Origin of the sequence: Paenibacillus sp. FA6, assembly GCF_051550225.1 — a bacterium.
Classification (GTDB): domain Bacteria; phylum Bacillota; class Bacilli; order Paenibacillales; family Paenibacillaceae; genus Paenibacillus_AQ.
On sequence record NZ_CP188820.1, the window covers coordinates 3,313,416 to 3,328,841 of the forward strand.

The window sequence follows — 15,426 nt, forward strand, 5'->3', positions numbered from 1 at the left end:
TTCCTCATGTATCACACGGTACGCGTAACTGGAATGAGGATGTAGTAGTATCCAACTTCTCCAGCCTTACTCTATTACTACGCACCACATTATGAATTTGTTGCTCAAGAACTTCTGGCGTTCCTTGTAAACCATCACCTTCAAAAAAAGCGACTATTTCTCCATCTTCTTCATAAAGACTGAGCGTAAGCTTACGACTCTCACCCCAGGATACCCGCCCAACGTATTGAAATGCCCGAATACTTTTTACAATAGCGGATACCCAATTCTCAGTGTCATCTTCTTTCATTCTATTACTAAGATGTAAATCATCTGCAATATTGATTTCAAGTTCCACATTACTTCCTATGGTACGAAAAGATTGCAGATAAAAAACTAAAGATGGAATACCAAGCTTCGCAATCTTACCCTCAAGCTCCATCCGTTCCTTTATTCTTCCCACACATTCAATAGATTTATCATGCTTTCCAAGTTGAATGTAGCCATATAAAATTTGTAAATCATTCATCCAGTCATGTCTATGATGATTCAAGCTCTTGATAGCTGTCTTTTCAACGCTTTGAATCAGTAATCGCTGTTCCCGTTCACTCTGCCTATGAATAATTGTGATTACGATCCAAAAGACTGTTGCCACCCAAAGCGTAAGGAAAACATACCATATGGTCGATGGAAACCAAATAACCAACAACAAAGGAATCCATGTGGATATGATAGCAAAAGCCCATAACTTTTTCCACGTTTTCACAGCTTCTCCTCGCCCCTAATCACCTATTGACTAATTTCACCACTACATAGTATAGCACAAATATGAAGTTTATCTCACCTTTTCATCCCGAAAGCTACAAAAAAGCCTCCGGCATTTATCGGCCGGAGGCTTTTATCAAAATATAAGAAAATATAAGTTTCACCCTATACTTTCTTATATTTCACTGGTAAACGATCGGTGCCAAAGGACGCCCATAGGCGTTTATCCTTATGTCACAACTGTTTCGATAGCAATTAAGCTTCTACTGCTGCCGCTACAGGAGCGATATTTACCGGGTAGACGCTCACTTTTTTGCGATCGCGGCCCCAACGTTCAAATTTCACAACGCCTTCCACTTTAGCAAACAAGGTATCGTCACTTCCGATGCCAACATTCGTTCCCGGATGAATTTTCGTTCCACGTTGGCGAACTAGGATACTTCCGCCAGTAACCGTTTGTCCGTCTGCACGTTTTACACCAAGACGTTTCGAATGGCTATCACGTCCGTTTCTTGTGGAACCAACACCCTTTTTCGATGCGAACAATTGAAGATTTAACTGTAACATGTTGTCTACCTCCTTCTTTAAATAATAATTTCTTCTATTTGAATATACTCACCGTATGATTCAGCAATATTATTCAACATAACGATCATCGATTCCATTAAGAGCTGCACATTACTTCCAGTAGATATATCCTCATGAAGAGGGATCTTTCCACTTAAGAAACCATCATGCATTTCACAATCCAAAATAATACCTGTTAACGCTTCAATCGAATTAACTGTTCCGACAGTGACAGCTGATACTCCGGCACATACAATATCTTCTCCAGCTTTCGCATAATCTGCGTGTCCCTTTATCTTGAATCTTTGGATCAACCCGCTATGATTACGAAAGATACGCACGATAATCACTTTATCGCACCTTCTTACGCCTGAATTTTTCCGATTGTTACTTTAGTGTATGGTTGACGATGACCTTGCTTCTTATGGTAGTTCTTCTTAGGTTTGTATTTGAATACAACAACCTTATGACCTTTACCATGTTTCTCAACTGTAGCGGCTACAGTCGCACCGGAAAGTAACGGTGTACCTGCTACCAAACCATTGTCATCACATATTGCTAGTACACGGTTAAAAGTAACACTTTCTCCGTCTTCTGCATGTAGTTTCTCAATGAACAACACATCGCCCTCTTGAACTTTGTATTGTTTACCACCTGTTTCGATAATTGCGTACATATTCTTGCACCTCCTCATGTCTCAGACTCGCCTAATCTAGGTGGCAGCATATAAATACACTGCACTTCATGACCCAATCGGAGCGGTTACAGCATGTGCAGGGCAATGAAGCACCAAACACATACTTTTAGATAATATCATACTTCTTACGCGCAGTCAATGAATTGTAATGATATTGATTCTGCCCGTTCCCGAGCAACTATCACAAGTTCTATCAAGCAATATGGATGTATCCTCACGAACTTTTTTGCGTGTGAGCTCAAGAAGTCCAAGTTTCGTCCATCCAACAATTTGACTCTTCGCTCGATCTTTCTTCATCACAGTCTCTAGAGCTTCCATCACATTCTGACGATGTTCTTCCTGCTCCATATCAATAAAATCAATAACGATAATTCCTCCTACATCCCTTAGGCGAATCAATCTAGCTATTTCTTCGGCAGCTTGTAAATTCGTCAATGTTACTGTTTCTTCCAAACTATAAGCGCCCGTGTATTTGCTTGTATTTACATCAATGACGGTTAAGGCTTCCGTATGGTCCCATACAATCGTTCCGCCACTCGCAAGTGATACTTTTCGGGAAAGACCTTTATCTAATTGCTCAATAACACCATGAGCTTTGAAGATCGATTCAGAGGACTGGAACAACTTTACGGGTAAATGTACGCCATTACTCATTTCATACAAATATTTCTCTGCTTCATTGGCTTCTATAATATTATTAATAATAAGTTCATCTTCTAGGGGGTTCAATACATCTCGAATTTGGCGCTGAACAATACTCAAGTCCCGATGGAGCAGGCTGGGTGTAGCTAATTCTTTAGCCTTCACTTGAATTTGTTGCCACTGTTCTCGCAATAATTCCAAATCACCTTTAATAGCGTCAATATGTTCATCCTGCGATACTGTTCTGACTATAATTCCCTCACCGCGAAAACGTAACTGTTCACTTAGAATCTTCAGCCTCGTTCGTTCACTATCTCTTTGGATCTTCTTCGAAACAGCTACATAGTCTGCAATTGGCATATACACAATCCAGCGTCCAGGGAGTGAATAGTGGGTAGTTACTCGTGGTCCTTTACCCCGAAGGGATTCTTTCATAACTTGAACAATAACTTCTTGTCCAACTTTCAATAATTCTTCTATCGAAGGTTTAACCTTCGGCTGCTTATCAAGATGTGGGTGTAGCACATCATCCACATAAAGAAAGGCATTTTTTTTATGACCAATATCTACAAAAGCCGCTTGCATGCCTGGTAATACATTAACGACTCGCCCTTTGTAAAAGCTTCCTACTAAGCTTTCACCTTGGCTCCGTTCTGTCGCAAACTCCACAAGCTTACCTTCCTCTATGAGAGCCATCTGTGTAAACTTCGTTTCACAGTTAACGATCATCTGTTTCATGGCTTCACCTCTGCTAGAAGACATTTCATAATGTGTGCATGAAATCTCTAATAAATTTTGTACAATACCATTTAACTCGTAATTCAATATTAGGGAATACGACGTTCAGTAGAAAAATAGGCCGATATAAGACGTTGCTCAGGCAAAACAGCAATGACATTCCCTTTTTTATCCACAACATAAATTAAATGATATTTCTCTCTCTTAAATAGACGCAAAATAGGGTCTAAATGTTTCGTTCCATTTGTAATAATCGGTTGCGCAAGTGTGTTCATCAAGGCGTATCTGGCATATATTGGACCTCTATTCATCAAAAACCTCATGAAGCGATAAGGGATATTACGATAATCCACGAGATTGGAATAAAAAAGAAATATACCAATCATGAGCAGATTAAGTTGTATTACTCCTTTTCCCTCAATCAGAGGAAGTATTGCGTATAATACCACACCCACACTTGTTACTATACTTACTCTTGATGACCATAGTAAAGTCCCATAGTAAGAAAAATAGCGACTGATTAACGATTGCAATACTTTACCACCATCAAGTGGGGGGATGGGTAGCAGATTGAACAATGCAATAACCATATTTCCATGCACAATATATGAAATATATTCACTGTTACCCCACCCTACAGAAATGAACATCATTCCAATAACGATCATGATTCCATTTTGAAGGGGCCCCGCCATAGCTATTGCGATTTCCTTCCAGGCTGTTAACTTTCCCTGGTCTTCAATCGTCACTACACCTCCAAATGGTAATAACTGTACCGACAAAACTTTTATACCGAACAATACAGCCATACTTAAATGACCCATTTCATGTATAAGGACAATAGCAAAGAGCGTGATCAGCTCAATAAAGTTCCCAGTCAAAATAGACATCAACATCACGATTACAAATAAAGGATGTAATTTTAGCGTTATCCCTCGGATATTAATCAAAAGACATCACTTCCAAAGGATCAATATAACCCTCGCCCTGTTTCATAGCAAAGTATAAAGCCTGTGGCTGTCCAGAAAGTCCATTGGATAACCAGCCAAGACTATCTTCTGCTTCAACCCAATCATTCACCTTCAAAGTAGTGTCTAAGTGCCCATAAACAGCCACCAACCCACCCATATGCTGAATGGTTAGTCTCTTGCCCGACAGCGTTTCGTTCAGCACTTCTATGACGCGTCCTGTCGCTACACTTTTAACCTGCTGAGTAGCATTTGAATATTTGTTTGGACTTATTTCAATCCCTCTCAGATCCGCAGAGAAAGGTGTTGTTACTATTCCATGCATTGGGGCAATCAAAGTTAGGGAAGCAATGACTTTCAGAGGGTCATCCTGACTCTCCTTGAATATGGGGATGATAGTGGGTGCTTCTCCGAAATGAGCAACATACCATGACTCCGCCGCTTGGAAATCCATTTCCCGATTTAGTGACTGTGCAATGTAATGTTGAATACTCACTGCCCATGCCTGCTGTGAACGATAGACTCCAATGATTAACCCAAACAATATAGCGCTTAATAGTAGCCTCCATATAAAACTCGAGATAAAAGAATGATTTGTTCTCTTTCCATAATCTTCATTCCAACGCCCCCGTTCCTTTTTCCATACCACTTCAGGATCACGTTCTCGCACTTCATTTGTATTCATGATCATTCATCCCCCTTAAGAGGCTACTTTTATCTCCTATTTTATGAGGGATGTCCATCTATTTAGAACAAGCCTTATTAATAGAGGTTGTTCTAAAAGTCACATTTTGATCACGAAGTATACCTAGGAGCTTAATCGACATCGAAGATTGAATACAGCCGGTCCTCTCTCCCTTGCTTCATCCAATCTTCTCGGTGCTGAAAAGTCGACCTTTTGATCACACATTAATAATATCGTTTGGTAATAAAAAAAGACTGTCCTAAAGCTAGATTCCTAGCTTTTAAAGACAGTCCCTTATTTCTTGATCTATATTATCCCATTCCTAGGAACTTTTTGAATCGTTTAAATGCACCCTGTTTAGTATCCATTTGCATCAAAGGCACTGTATCACCTAAAATACGTCGAGCGATATTACGATACGCAATCGCTGCTTTGGAATCTGGATTCATCACTGTTGGTTCTCCATTATTAGCCGCCTTAATCACATACTCATCATCTGGTACGATCCCAATCAAATCGATATTTAAGACTTGAAGGATGTCTTCAATCTCAAGCATGTCACCGCTCTTCATCATATTGGGCCGTATTCGATTCACAACGAGCATAGGAGACTTCACATTTGAAGTTTCCAAAAGCCCGATAATACGATCAGCATCTCGAACTGCAGCATTCTCTGGCGTCGTAACAACAATAGCCTTATCAGCCCCGGCAATCGCATTCTTAAATCCTTGCTCGATTCCCGCTGGACAATCAATAATAACATAATCATAATCTTTCTTAAGCTCAAGGATAATATCCCTTACCTGTTCCGGTTTAATAGAGTCTTTATCTTTGGTCTGTGCTGCTGGTAACATGTATAACTCATCGAATCGTTTATCTTTCACTAGTGCTTGCCCTAGACGACATCGCCCCTCGGCTACATCACATAGATCATAAATAATACGATTCTCAAGTCCCATGACTACATCTAAATTACGAAGCCCTATGTCGGTATCCACCAAACATACCTTTTTGCCAAGTAAAGCAAGCGCAGTTCCAATATTCGCTGTCGTGGTTGTCTTACCTACTCCACCCTTACCAGAAGTAACGACAATTGCCTCTCCCATGCACTACACCCCCTTAAACATGTTGAAATCTCTCCGTAAACGTACAATATTACTCATCTTATCAATTTGCATAACCCCATCCTGCAAATATGCAAATTCCATAGTAGTTTCCCATGTCTCCCACTCATCGGGCGGACGGCTAATCATATCTGAGATCCGTAACTGTGTCGGAGCAAAGTGAGATGCCGCAATCACGGCATCCTCATAACCCTCCACTCCCGCATGAGCCATTCCACGTAATGAACCCAGAATGTAAATATCTCCAGTACATGTCACAGATCCTCCTGGATTGACATCACCCAAGAATAAGAGATTTCCCTGATGATGAAGAACCTGACCAGAACGAACCATTCCGCTTATGACGGTAATATTACTCCCTAGATTTTCTTCTTGTTTCGATTCTTGTGATTCAACAGAACGTACCAGTAGATTACCTTTTTGTTTCATAATATCAAGAATATTCTGTTTCTGGTCCTCGGTTACAACCCTTGAACCTAGTTTTATATCCACATGTATAATGGGTCCCGTCAAAATATTCGTATGGCTGTATTCCAGTTTATAGCGAAGCTCAGTCAGTAAATCCTCAAAGTCACACTCAGCATCAAGCAGGAATACCAGGCCATCCTTAATACCCTTAATCGTGACATGATTGGATTTCACAGTCATAACCTGTCCCTCCCATCCTCTTTCATTTCGTGCCTCGAGTCCCAAGTTCCTGCTTTGACCTTTAATTTGTAGAATTTAGCCTAAGCCGCATTCTCCTTTTGGTTAAGTTTACTGATTTTCTCTAGTTGAGATCGTAGTGGGACATAGATTATTAATCCAAAGACAAAATGAACGAATAAGTCAGGGAGAATATGATGCACCAAAGCCCAATCATACGTTGTATGATTCATTTGAAATATCGTATATATTCCAAATAACGTACTATCCAATAGTAGGCTACCCAACAGAATGACCGTCATCATGATTGGCATAGGCGCACGTGGAGTTTGGAATACAAAACCCATAAAATAGGCCGAAAACCCCATTGCGAATGAGTATGTACCCATGATTTGACCATAAAAGACAATATCATGTAGCATTCCAAATACGATCCCAAGCACTAATGCCGTATGACGATGGTTATAGATCGACACAAACAGAATCACGATGTACACCAAATTCGGCACAATTCTAGACTGCCATGCCCCAGGAATAAGCCATGGCACAATAGTTCCTTCTAGTATAAAGAGTATGAACAACAATACAATAAGTACGGGTCTACGCATCATCACTATTCTTGAACCTCCGGTGTAAACACTACAAATAGTTGCTTCCAATCCACGAAGTCTGCAGCAGGTATAATCGTAGCTGTCCTAAGCGATCCCATTTCACCGATTTGGACACTCTCCACAGTTCCAATAACCATTCCCTGTGGATATAAACCTCCACTACCTGAAGATACAATCGTATCCTCCTCTTTCAGTGGATCATCCTCTTTTATTCCGGTCATAAGAAGCGTACCTGTCTTCTGATCATAACTCTCAATGATACCAAAGGTTTTATCCTGTTTGTTAAGTGCTGTTGCAGCTATAGCATTTGTATTGGGATCCTTAACATCCATCGTTGTAATCAGCTTCACTGTTGAAGTAAAGTTACTGACTTTACTTACGACACCCACAAGACCCTCTACAGAAGTAACCGTCATATCCACCTTCACACCATCACGTTGTCCAATATCTATAACTAATGATCGGTTATTCGGGTCTGTATTCACACTAACCACCTGCGCAATATGGAATTCATAATTATTTTTCTCACTTTGCGCTATCGTGAAATCAAGGGCGATTTGAAGTCTCTTATTCTCAGCTTCCATAAAATTAAACCGTGCTTTCTCACGCGTGTACTGCGCGAGCGCAATTTTTAGCTCTTCGTTCTCTTCATAGATACCTTTCATATTACCGATATCTTCAAACAAGCCCGCTATATAGCCAGCGGGCTTATAAAATATGTTTTGTACGAAACCGACCGTATCTCTTACGAATTTCTCTGGCCAAGACAGTGAAGTCCTTGAACCAATTGTAAAACCCATAAGAGTGATAAACATAACAATACCAATTAATATAACAAATAATCTTTTGTTCCCTAACAACTTAAACAGTTTCAACACCCTCTAACATTGCTGATTTCTCTCCCATATCAGGGGTTGATTCACATGATGATCCTATCGTTTCGACCTAGACAGAGACTTGAATAAGTGAATATTGTCTAAAGCCTTTCCTGTACCTATTGCTACACAATCCAATGGATTCTCTGCAACAATAACGGGCATGCCAGTCTCTTGAGCAAGTAGCTTGTCCAGGTTGCGAAGTAGAGCTCCCCCACCTGTTAATACAATCCCACGATCCATAATGTCTGCTGCTAGTTCCGGAGGACACTTCTCAAGGGTCACCTTAACAGCTTCAACAATGGAGTTAACTGTATCACCAAGAGCTTCGCTTATTTCGTCCGAAGTAATCGTAATCGTCTTCGGTAATCCAGACACTAGATCCCGACCACGTATTTCCATCGTTTCTACTTGATCTAAAGGAAGTGCGGAACCAATATCTATTTTCATTTGCTCGGATGTCCGTTCACCAATCATCAAGTTATATTGTCGTTTAATATATTGCATAATGGATTCATCCATATCATCCCCAGCAACACGAACTGAACGACTTGTTACAATTCCCCCAAGGGAGATAACTGCCACTTCTGTTGTCCCACCACCGATGTCTACAACCATACTACCTGTTGGTTCCCAGACTGGAAGATCAGCACCAATAGCCGCTGCAAATGGTTCTTCGATAATGAAAGCTTCTCGTGCTCCTGCTTGCTTCGTAGCGTCCTCGACAGCACGCTGTTCCACAGCCGTAATCCCTGAAGGTACACATACCATAACATTAGGATGACGTTGAAATAAAGAGCGTTGCTTCTGTGCTTGTTTAATAAAGTATTTGATCATCGTGGCTGTGATATCAAAATCCGCAATAACGCCATCCTTCATAGGTCGTATCGCTTGGATATTACCAGGGGTACGTCCAATCATTCTTTTGGCGGATTCACCGACAGCCTCAATGCTTTTCGTATCTAGTCTAATTGCTACAACTGAAGGTTCTCTCACAACAATACCCTTACCGCGGACGTAAACGAGTGTATTCGCTGTCCCCAAATCAATACCTAAATCTTTCGTGAAACCACCAAACATGCTGTAAACTCCCTTTCTCTGTCAATCTAAACAAGTATATTACATCAAACCTTGCTCTTTCAAACTAACGAAATCACCATCTCCGATGATGACGTGATCCAGTACCTCAATCCCAATAATATGACCAGCTTCTACTAAACGAGAAGTCAAAGAAATATCTTCAGGACTTGGAGTAGGATCTCCACTAGGATGGTTATGCGCACATACTATCGACGCACTACTACATTTGATAGCTGCACGAAACACCTCACGCGGATGAACGATGGAGGCGTTTAAACTCCCCATAGATAGTGTCTCTTGGGCAATGACGTGATTCTTTGTATTCAGGAACAAACAGACAAAATGTTCCTTTTGTAAATACCTCAATTGTTCATTGAGTAAATCCACTGCGTCACGCGGGCTACGGATAGTAACCGTATCACCCATTCGGGATTTCACTAGCCTCTGTCCTAATTCAATTGCAGCTTTAAGCTGAACTGCCTTCGCATTTCCAATGCCTTTAATTTGTGTAAGTTCATCAATACTAAGATCAACCAGGTTACGAATACTTCCCACTTGGTTCATAATCCGTTGCGCCAAGTGAATAGCGGATTCCTTATGGGATCCCGTACGTAATAGTATTGCCAACAATTCAGCGTGGCTTAAGGCGTCTGCCCCATATTGCATCATGCGTTCTCGTGGTCGTTCTTCATGGGGGAGGTCGCGTAATAACATGGTATGCGACTCCATTGTATTCCCCTCTTTCATTCATTTCAAACACCCTAAGAAAACTACAAGACGTCCATTCCTAACTCCGATAACATATCAGAGAGGAGAGATAGAGATAATCCCACGACATTGAAGTAACACCCTTCTATTCGGTCAATAAGGGTCGCTCCAAGGCCTTGTATTGCATAAGATCCTGCCTTATCTGAAGGTTCGCCACTATTTACGTATGCTTGAATCGTTCGATTAGATAAAGATTTCATAGTAACAGAAGTTATCCTATGACTGATCAATGTTCTACCTGTCAGTACATCTATACAGGCTATGCCAGTGTATACCTCATGGGTTCTCCCCTGAAGAGATGATAACATACGATTAGCATCCTGGTCATTCTTTGGCTTGCCGAGTACCTCATTGTCTAATAGCACAATAGTATCGCTTCCTACAATGATAGAACGTTCAGTATCGTTTAGGCAAGAACGATGAACAGCTTCCGCTTTGCGATAAGCTAATCCCTCTACAATTTCCCGAGGGGTCCAGTTCTCAGGTGTATCTTCATCTACATGACTCGCTTGTATGACGTATGGAATACGTAGGGAGGAGATTAATTCCTGCCGACGCGGTGATGTCGATGCCAGAATAATTACATGTGAATGTTGTGATGTCAAATCAATTTCCCCTTTATCCCAATTATAGCTTGCGATACAGCCACACAGAGATAATCATACTAAGTAAACTAAGCAAACACAGTTTCAATTGAATTGTGAAATCATACTTGATAATATTCAGGTCAGCTTGTGGTGACCATTTAATCATCGTTGATGCAGTCAAAAAAGATAAACTCTGAACAGGTTCAAGCGCTTGAGCTATCAAAGCCCCTACGAGCCAACCAAGCACAAGAAACAATATAAGCATTCCTACGTTTCTCTTCATTCATATCTTCCTCGCCATTTTTTGACACACACATTATTATACGGTTAATTCTACTTCAATACAAACAAAAATCCGACAAGGGATGTATTTCCAAATTCCCTGTCGGACATACGAACATTTCAACTCTTCATCATCATTTCTAGAACTTGCTTCTGTCCCATCATATATTGCATCATGAAAGATTGTATTTCCCATAAATGACCTTTTGATGTGTTCTTGTTATACTCAACTACTGATGATAAAGCACTATTCATAGCTAGTTCCATCTGTTTGACCCCAGCACTTTCTTCGGAAGTAAGGCCCGCCTGTAAAGTCTTGATAGATTCTGTCCATACCCGGTGCAGTTCGGTCAAAGCTACTGTGTCACTATGACTTAAAGGCGTAGGCCGTTCCATACCCAGCAAGACTGACGATTGATTACTTAAAGAAGAAATAAGGTTCGTACTGACGGTAAAATAATCATTTACGCTTTGTGCATCCCCTGCAAAGGTAAGTTCGCTTGCTGACGGAAGTATAATCTCTCGAACGTAGAGTTCGACCCCTTGAGTCTTTAACTGATTACTTAGCAATTTAGCCTGTTCACGGTCTGTCGATATACCTGCGTATACCCGATTTTCCTGATCTGGATCATCACCAGCAGCCAAACCAATCTGCTCAAGCTCCTTTTTGGCTATTTCCACTCGTTCAGCATTGCTAAACACGCCATACTGCAACATATAATAGGTTTGGGGTTCAATCGTTACTGCAACAGCTGGTATTTCCCCCTCGCTGGCGGTGGGAACCAGGCTTGTAACTGAAATGGCTTCTGTATCTGTTATTGTTGATGATTCCTTAGGAAAGATGCTTCCTAGATCAATAAAGGAAAGAACTACAAAGCCGAACAACGCTCCTGTCACCACTGCGGCAGTAACAGTACCAAATATTTTCCACAATGACGTGGGCCGATGCTTCCGGTATTCTGAATGGCTGTTATTTATATCAGGGCTTACCTTTCCTTCATGCTGAGCCTCTGTACTATATAATTCATCGTATTCATTGTCTTTGAAATCCACTCTTTGTTGACGATTCGTCATCATCTCTTCCCATGCTTCATTCTTACTGAATGGGTCTCCCCATCCTTCCAGCGGTTCTGGCACAACGGTTAATCTTGGATAAGTCTCATTTTTTAATTCATCCCTAAACTCACTTTCAACTAGCTTCTCTACTGCTTTCTCCCCGTTAATTATTTGCTCATTCCACTCTGTGTTCCGTTTACCTTCATCAAATCGAAATGTCATTCTTCCCTTATTCATTGTTAACACCTCACCTTGTCTCATCTTCTATTATCTAGATATATGATAGATTTCAGAAAGATATGTTCAACAATGATAGAGATTTGCTAACAACATTTCATTGGCACGATATTCGCTCTAACTAACGTATCAGACAGATCTCGGCTACTTTCATCCGAGAAGGGATAAAACTTTAAGCCTTCCAAGTAGAAACGGCTGTGTCGTCCCCTTTTTCAAAGAAGGCACCCTTCTCAGCGGAAATATAAGAAATAGAGTATCGCGTGAAACTTATACTTTCTTATATTTAAAAAAAACACGTAATATCCTTATGGATACCACGTGTATTTTTAATAATTATGCATATGTTGTTATCTCACCATTACTTTTTGTTCATACCTTTAGCAAGCTCGGCTCCAACTTTCCATATATCTCCGGCTCCCATAGTAAGAACAACATCTCCAGATGCCACTCTATTCTTCAAATCTTCAAGTACCAATTCCTTCGTCGGAATGTATCTTGCCGTCGCGTTACTATTCTGCACGATAAGTTCCACTAATTTGGAAGAATGGACACCTTCAATTTCCTGTTCACCCGCAGGCGAGTAAATATCCGTAATAATGACCTCATCCGCTTCACTAAAGGCTCGGCTAAAAGCATCCAGCAGAAAGAATGTTCGAGAATACCGCTGCGGTTGGAATACCGCAATAATGCGTTTACCCGTTGCCTTTGCCGCACTGATCGTAGCTTCAATCTCCGTCGGGTGATGTGCGTAATCATCAATGATGAGAATGCCGTTCTCTTCACCAAGTACCTGGAAGCGCCGCTTTGCACCATTAAACTCCAATATTTCCCGTACAATAGAAGCGAAAGGAATACCTGACTTTAGACAGACAATAATGGTTGCCATCGCATTGTACACATTATGAAGTCCTGGGACAGATAATTTCACAGCTCCGAGCTCCTCACCTCTATGACTCAACGTAAAGGCAATTTGGCGATCTCCGAGAGTAATTTCACTTGCCATATAATCCGCTTCTGTCTTAATACCAAAAGTGGTAATAGAGCTATTTAGTCTCGGTAAAATGGACTGTACATTCTGATCATCGGCACAAACAACAGCTATACCGTCTTCGCGAATCTGATTCAGAAATTGAACATATGCCCCTTTTAGCTGTTCGAAGTCACTGTTATAATTCTCCAAGTGATCTGCTTCAATATTAGTAACTACTCCAAGCCATGGGTGGTATTGCAAGAACGAGCCATCACTTTCGTCTGCTTCTGCGACAACATGTTCTCCTTGACCTGCTTTAGCATTAGTCCCAATATTCATGATCTCGCCACCAATGATATAGGTAGGATCAATTCCGCATCTTTCCATTACCAGGGCAATCATTGATGACGTAGTCGTCTTGCCATGAGCCCCAGCAACAGCTACCCCTTTCCGCTCGTTTAGCAGCCTAGCCAACATTTGGGAACGGTGTAACACGGGAATATTGAGTTGTTCAGCTTCCACTACTTCCACATTATCTTTGGATAGAGCGGTCGAATAGACGACCACATCGGCACCATGTACTTGTTCTGCAGTATGTCCAATATAAATCTTGGCTCCATTGGCGGCTAACTTTTCAGTTAATTCCTGGGAGACCATATCTGAACCCGTAACCGTATAGCCCATTTCTAACATGACTCTCGCGATGGCGCTCATTCCGTAGCCACCAATGCCAATAAAATGAATATGTTCTGATGTATTCAACCGTTATTCACCAACCTTTTTCAGAATCGGATTGATTCAAGAGAGATCCCCGCACGTCGGCAATTAAATATAATGTACCAGATACCACTCCAAGATCCTCCTCTTCCGTCCGTAACTTTAAATTCTCTAGTGCTATTCGCCAATCAGGTTCTACGATAATTTGCAAAGTAGGTTTAGCGTAATTAGGTTGTAAACGTTCCACAACCTCAAGTAACCCATTGGCATCCATCTTTTTGCGAAAATCCGGTTCAGTTAGAATAAGTGTATCCACTAAAGGAAGTATATGCTTCAAGTAGGATTCATGATGCTTATTCGCCAACATCCCCATCATCAAATTTAATGATCGGTATTTATAATACTGAGGAATACTCTTGGCCAAGCTCTCAGCACCCTCGGGATTATGTGCGCCGTCCACTATAATTCTCGGATGATTTACTACTTCTTCTAATCGTCCTGCCCATACAGTATCTCGGAATCCTTTGAGGAGATCTTCATCATCTATGACATAGGCCATATATTGACGAAGCACCTCTAGCACCATCATCGCACCCGCAGCGTTCGCAATCTGATGCTCACCCTTCAATTCAACTTCAATGTCCATTGAGCGAAAAGGCCCCATAAAATGAAAGGTCTGAACACTTTCTTCGAACTTTACACGTTCATACGTAAACTTCTCCCCCGCAAGGTATAAGGTCGAGTTGTTTCTATCCGCTGTTGCTTTCAGTATTTCCACTACTTCAGGCTGGTCAGCACAACTAACGACGGGAACGCCCCGCTTAATAATCCCAACCTTTTCCGCAGCAATAAGAGATAGTGTATCTCCCAAAATATCCGTATGATCTAAACCAACATTCGTAATGACAGAAACGACTGGAGTTACAATATTTGTTACATCCAGTCTACCCCCAAGACCCGTCTCCCATACGACAATATCAGGAACGCATACCTTGGCATAGTATAGAATCGCAATGGCTGTAGACACTTCAAACATCGTTGGTGATCCTTGGTCAGTTTGCGCGATTTTCTCTACCACTGGACGCAATGTATTGGTGAGATTAAGCAGTGTCTCTTCAGGAATATCCTCTCCGTTATATTGAAACCGATTCGTGAATTTAGTAATATACGGCGATGTAAATGTTCCTACTGAATACCCTGCTTGTAACAATACCTTTGTCAAAAAAGCACAAGTGGATCCTTTACCATTGGTTCCCGCTACATGAATGAATTTAAGACGTTTCTGAGGTTGTCCAAGTTGTTCCATCATCATCTCCATACGAGATAATCCTGGTCGGATTCCAAATGGTAACAAGCCATTAATCCAATTGACTGCTTCATGATATGTTGTAAAGGGAGCTGGAACTTCAGCTACATTATCATTTCCCATGCTT

General features: G+C 41.2%; 18 protein-coding genes and 1 other annotated feature. All 18 genes read right to left on the reverse strand.

Features of this window, described 5'->3' with window-relative positions; genetic code table 11:
• Window positions 1-4: 4 nt before the first annotated feature.
• A complete protein-coding gene (locus tag ACP8HI_RS15490) occupies window positions 5-745 on the reverse strand; it encodes a Spo0B domain-containing protein (protein ID WP_438347104.1) in 741 nt (246 codons plus the stop codon).
• 254 nt (window positions 746-999) lie between these two features.
• Window positions 1,000-1,311 carry a 50S ribosomal protein L27 gene (rpmA, locus tag ACP8HI_RS15495; RefSeq protein WP_438347105.1) on the reverse strand — a complete coding sequence of 104 codons (312 nt, stop codon included), beginning with the start codon at window positions 1,309-1,311 and terminating at the stop codon, window positions 1,000-1,002.
• A 17-nt stretch (window positions 1,312-1,328) separates the two neighbouring features.
• On the reverse strand, window positions 1,329-1,661 hold the full coding sequence (locus tag ACP8HI_RS15500; RefSeq protein ID WP_438347106.1) for a ribosomal-processing cysteine protease Prp: 333 nt from the start codon (window positions 1,659-1,661) through the stop codon (window positions 1,329-1,331).
• 14 nt (window positions 1,662-1,675) lie between these two features.
• Window positions 1,676-1,987: a 50S ribosomal protein L21 gene (gene rplU / locus ACP8HI_RS15505; protein WP_438347107.1), complete on the reverse strand. Its 312-nt coding sequence runs from the start codon at window positions 1,985-1,987 to the stop codon at window positions 1,676-1,678.
• A gap of 13 nt (window positions 1,988-2,000) precedes the next feature.
• Window positions 2,001-2,085, reverse strand: a sequence feature (ribosomal protein L21 leader region).
• A 58-nt stretch (window positions 2,086-2,143) separates the two neighbouring features.
• Window positions 2,144-3,388, reverse strand: a complete 1,245-nt coding sequence (locus tag ACP8HI_RS15510) for an Rne/Rng family ribonuclease (protein ID WP_438347108.1) — start codon at window positions 3,386-3,388, stop codon at window positions 2,144-2,146.
• Window positions 3,389-3,477: 89 nt separating this feature from the next.
• Complete coding sequence (locus ACP8HI_RS15515; protein ID WP_438347109.1) at window positions 3,478-4,338, reverse strand: M50 family metallopeptidase; 861 nt, start codon at window positions 4,336-4,338, stop codon at window positions 3,478-3,480.
• Window positions 4,331-5,041 carry a peptidoglycan DD-metalloendopeptidase family protein gene (locus ACP8HI_RS15520; protein WP_438347110.1) on the reverse strand — a complete coding sequence of 237 codons (711 nt, stop codon included), beginning with the start codon at window positions 5,039-5,041 and terminating at the stop codon, window positions 4,331-4,333. The genes ACP8HI_RS15515 and ACP8HI_RS15520 overlap by 8 nt, the downstream gene beginning before the upstream one ends.
• Window positions 5,042-5,352: 311 nt before the next feature.
• A complete protein-coding gene (minD, locus tag ACP8HI_RS15525) occupies window positions 5,353-6,147 on the reverse strand; it encodes a septum site-determining protein MinD (RefSeq protein ID WP_438347111.1) in 795 nt (264 codons plus the stop codon).
• Window positions 6,148-6,150: 3 nt separating this feature from the next.
• Complete coding sequence (gene minC, locus ACP8HI_RS15530; protein WP_438347112.1) at window positions 6,151-6,813, reverse strand: septum site-determining protein MinC; 663 nt, start codon at window positions 6,811-6,813, stop codon at window positions 6,151-6,153.
• An 80-nt stretch (window positions 6,814-6,893) separates the two neighbouring features.
• Window positions 6,894-7,424 carry a rod shape-determining protein MreD gene (gene mreD, locus ACP8HI_RS15535; RefSeq protein ID WP_438347113.1) on the reverse strand — a complete coding sequence of 177 codons (531 nt, stop codon included), beginning with the start codon at window positions 7,422-7,424 and terminating at the stop codon, window positions 6,894-6,896.
• On the reverse strand, window positions 7,424-8,299 hold the full coding sequence (gene mreC / locus ACP8HI_RS15540) for a rod shape-determining protein MreC (protein WP_438347114.1): 876 nt from the start codon (window positions 8,297-8,299) through the stop codon (window positions 7,424-7,426). Before mreC ends, mreD begins: the two co-directional genes overlap by 1 nt.
• A 54-nt stretch (window positions 8,300-8,353) precedes the next feature.
• Window positions 8,354-9,376, reverse strand: coding sequence for a rod shape-determining protein (locus tag ACP8HI_RS15545; protein ID WP_438347115.1), 1,023 nt, complete (start codon window positions 9,374-9,376; stop codon window positions 8,354-8,356).
• A gap of 39 nt (window positions 9,377-9,415) precedes the next feature.
• Window positions 9,416-10,105, reverse strand: coding sequence for a RadC family protein (gene radC / locus ACP8HI_RS15550; RefSeq protein ID WP_438347116.1), 690 nt, complete (start codon window positions 10,103-10,105; stop codon window positions 9,416-9,418).
• Window positions 10,106-10,146: 41 nt separating this feature from the next.
• Complete coding sequence (locus tag ACP8HI_RS15555) at window positions 10,147-10,749, reverse strand: Maf family protein (RefSeq protein WP_438347117.1); 603 nt, start codon at window positions 10,747-10,749, stop codon at window positions 10,147-10,149.
• Window positions 10,750-10,771: 22 nt separating this feature from the next.
• Complete coding sequence (locus ACP8HI_RS15560) at window positions 10,772-11,014, reverse strand: DUF4321 domain-containing protein (protein ID WP_438347118.1); 243 nt, start codon at window positions 11,012-11,014, stop codon at window positions 10,772-10,774.
• Window positions 11,015-11,133: 119 nt separating this feature from the next.
• Window positions 11,134-12,306: an SPOR domain-containing protein gene (locus ACP8HI_RS15565; RefSeq protein WP_438347119.1), complete on the reverse strand. Its 1,173-nt coding sequence runs from the start codon at window positions 12,304-12,306 to the stop codon at window positions 11,134-11,136.
• 358 nt (window positions 12,307-12,664) lie between these two features.
• Entirely contained in the window at window positions 12,665-14,038 is a 1,374-nt protein-coding gene (gene murC, locus ACP8HI_RS15570; protein ID WP_438347120.1) for a UDP-N-acetylmuramate--L-alanine ligase, read from the reverse strand.
• Window positions 14,039-14,045: 7 nt separating this feature from the next.
• Window positions 14,046-15,422, reverse strand: a complete 1,377-nt coding sequence (locus ACP8HI_RS15575; RefSeq protein ID WP_438347121.1) for a bifunctional folylpolyglutamate synthase/dihydrofolate synthase — start codon at window positions 15,420-15,422, stop codon at window positions 14,046-14,048.
• Window positions 15,423-15,426 lie beyond the last annotated feature (4 nt).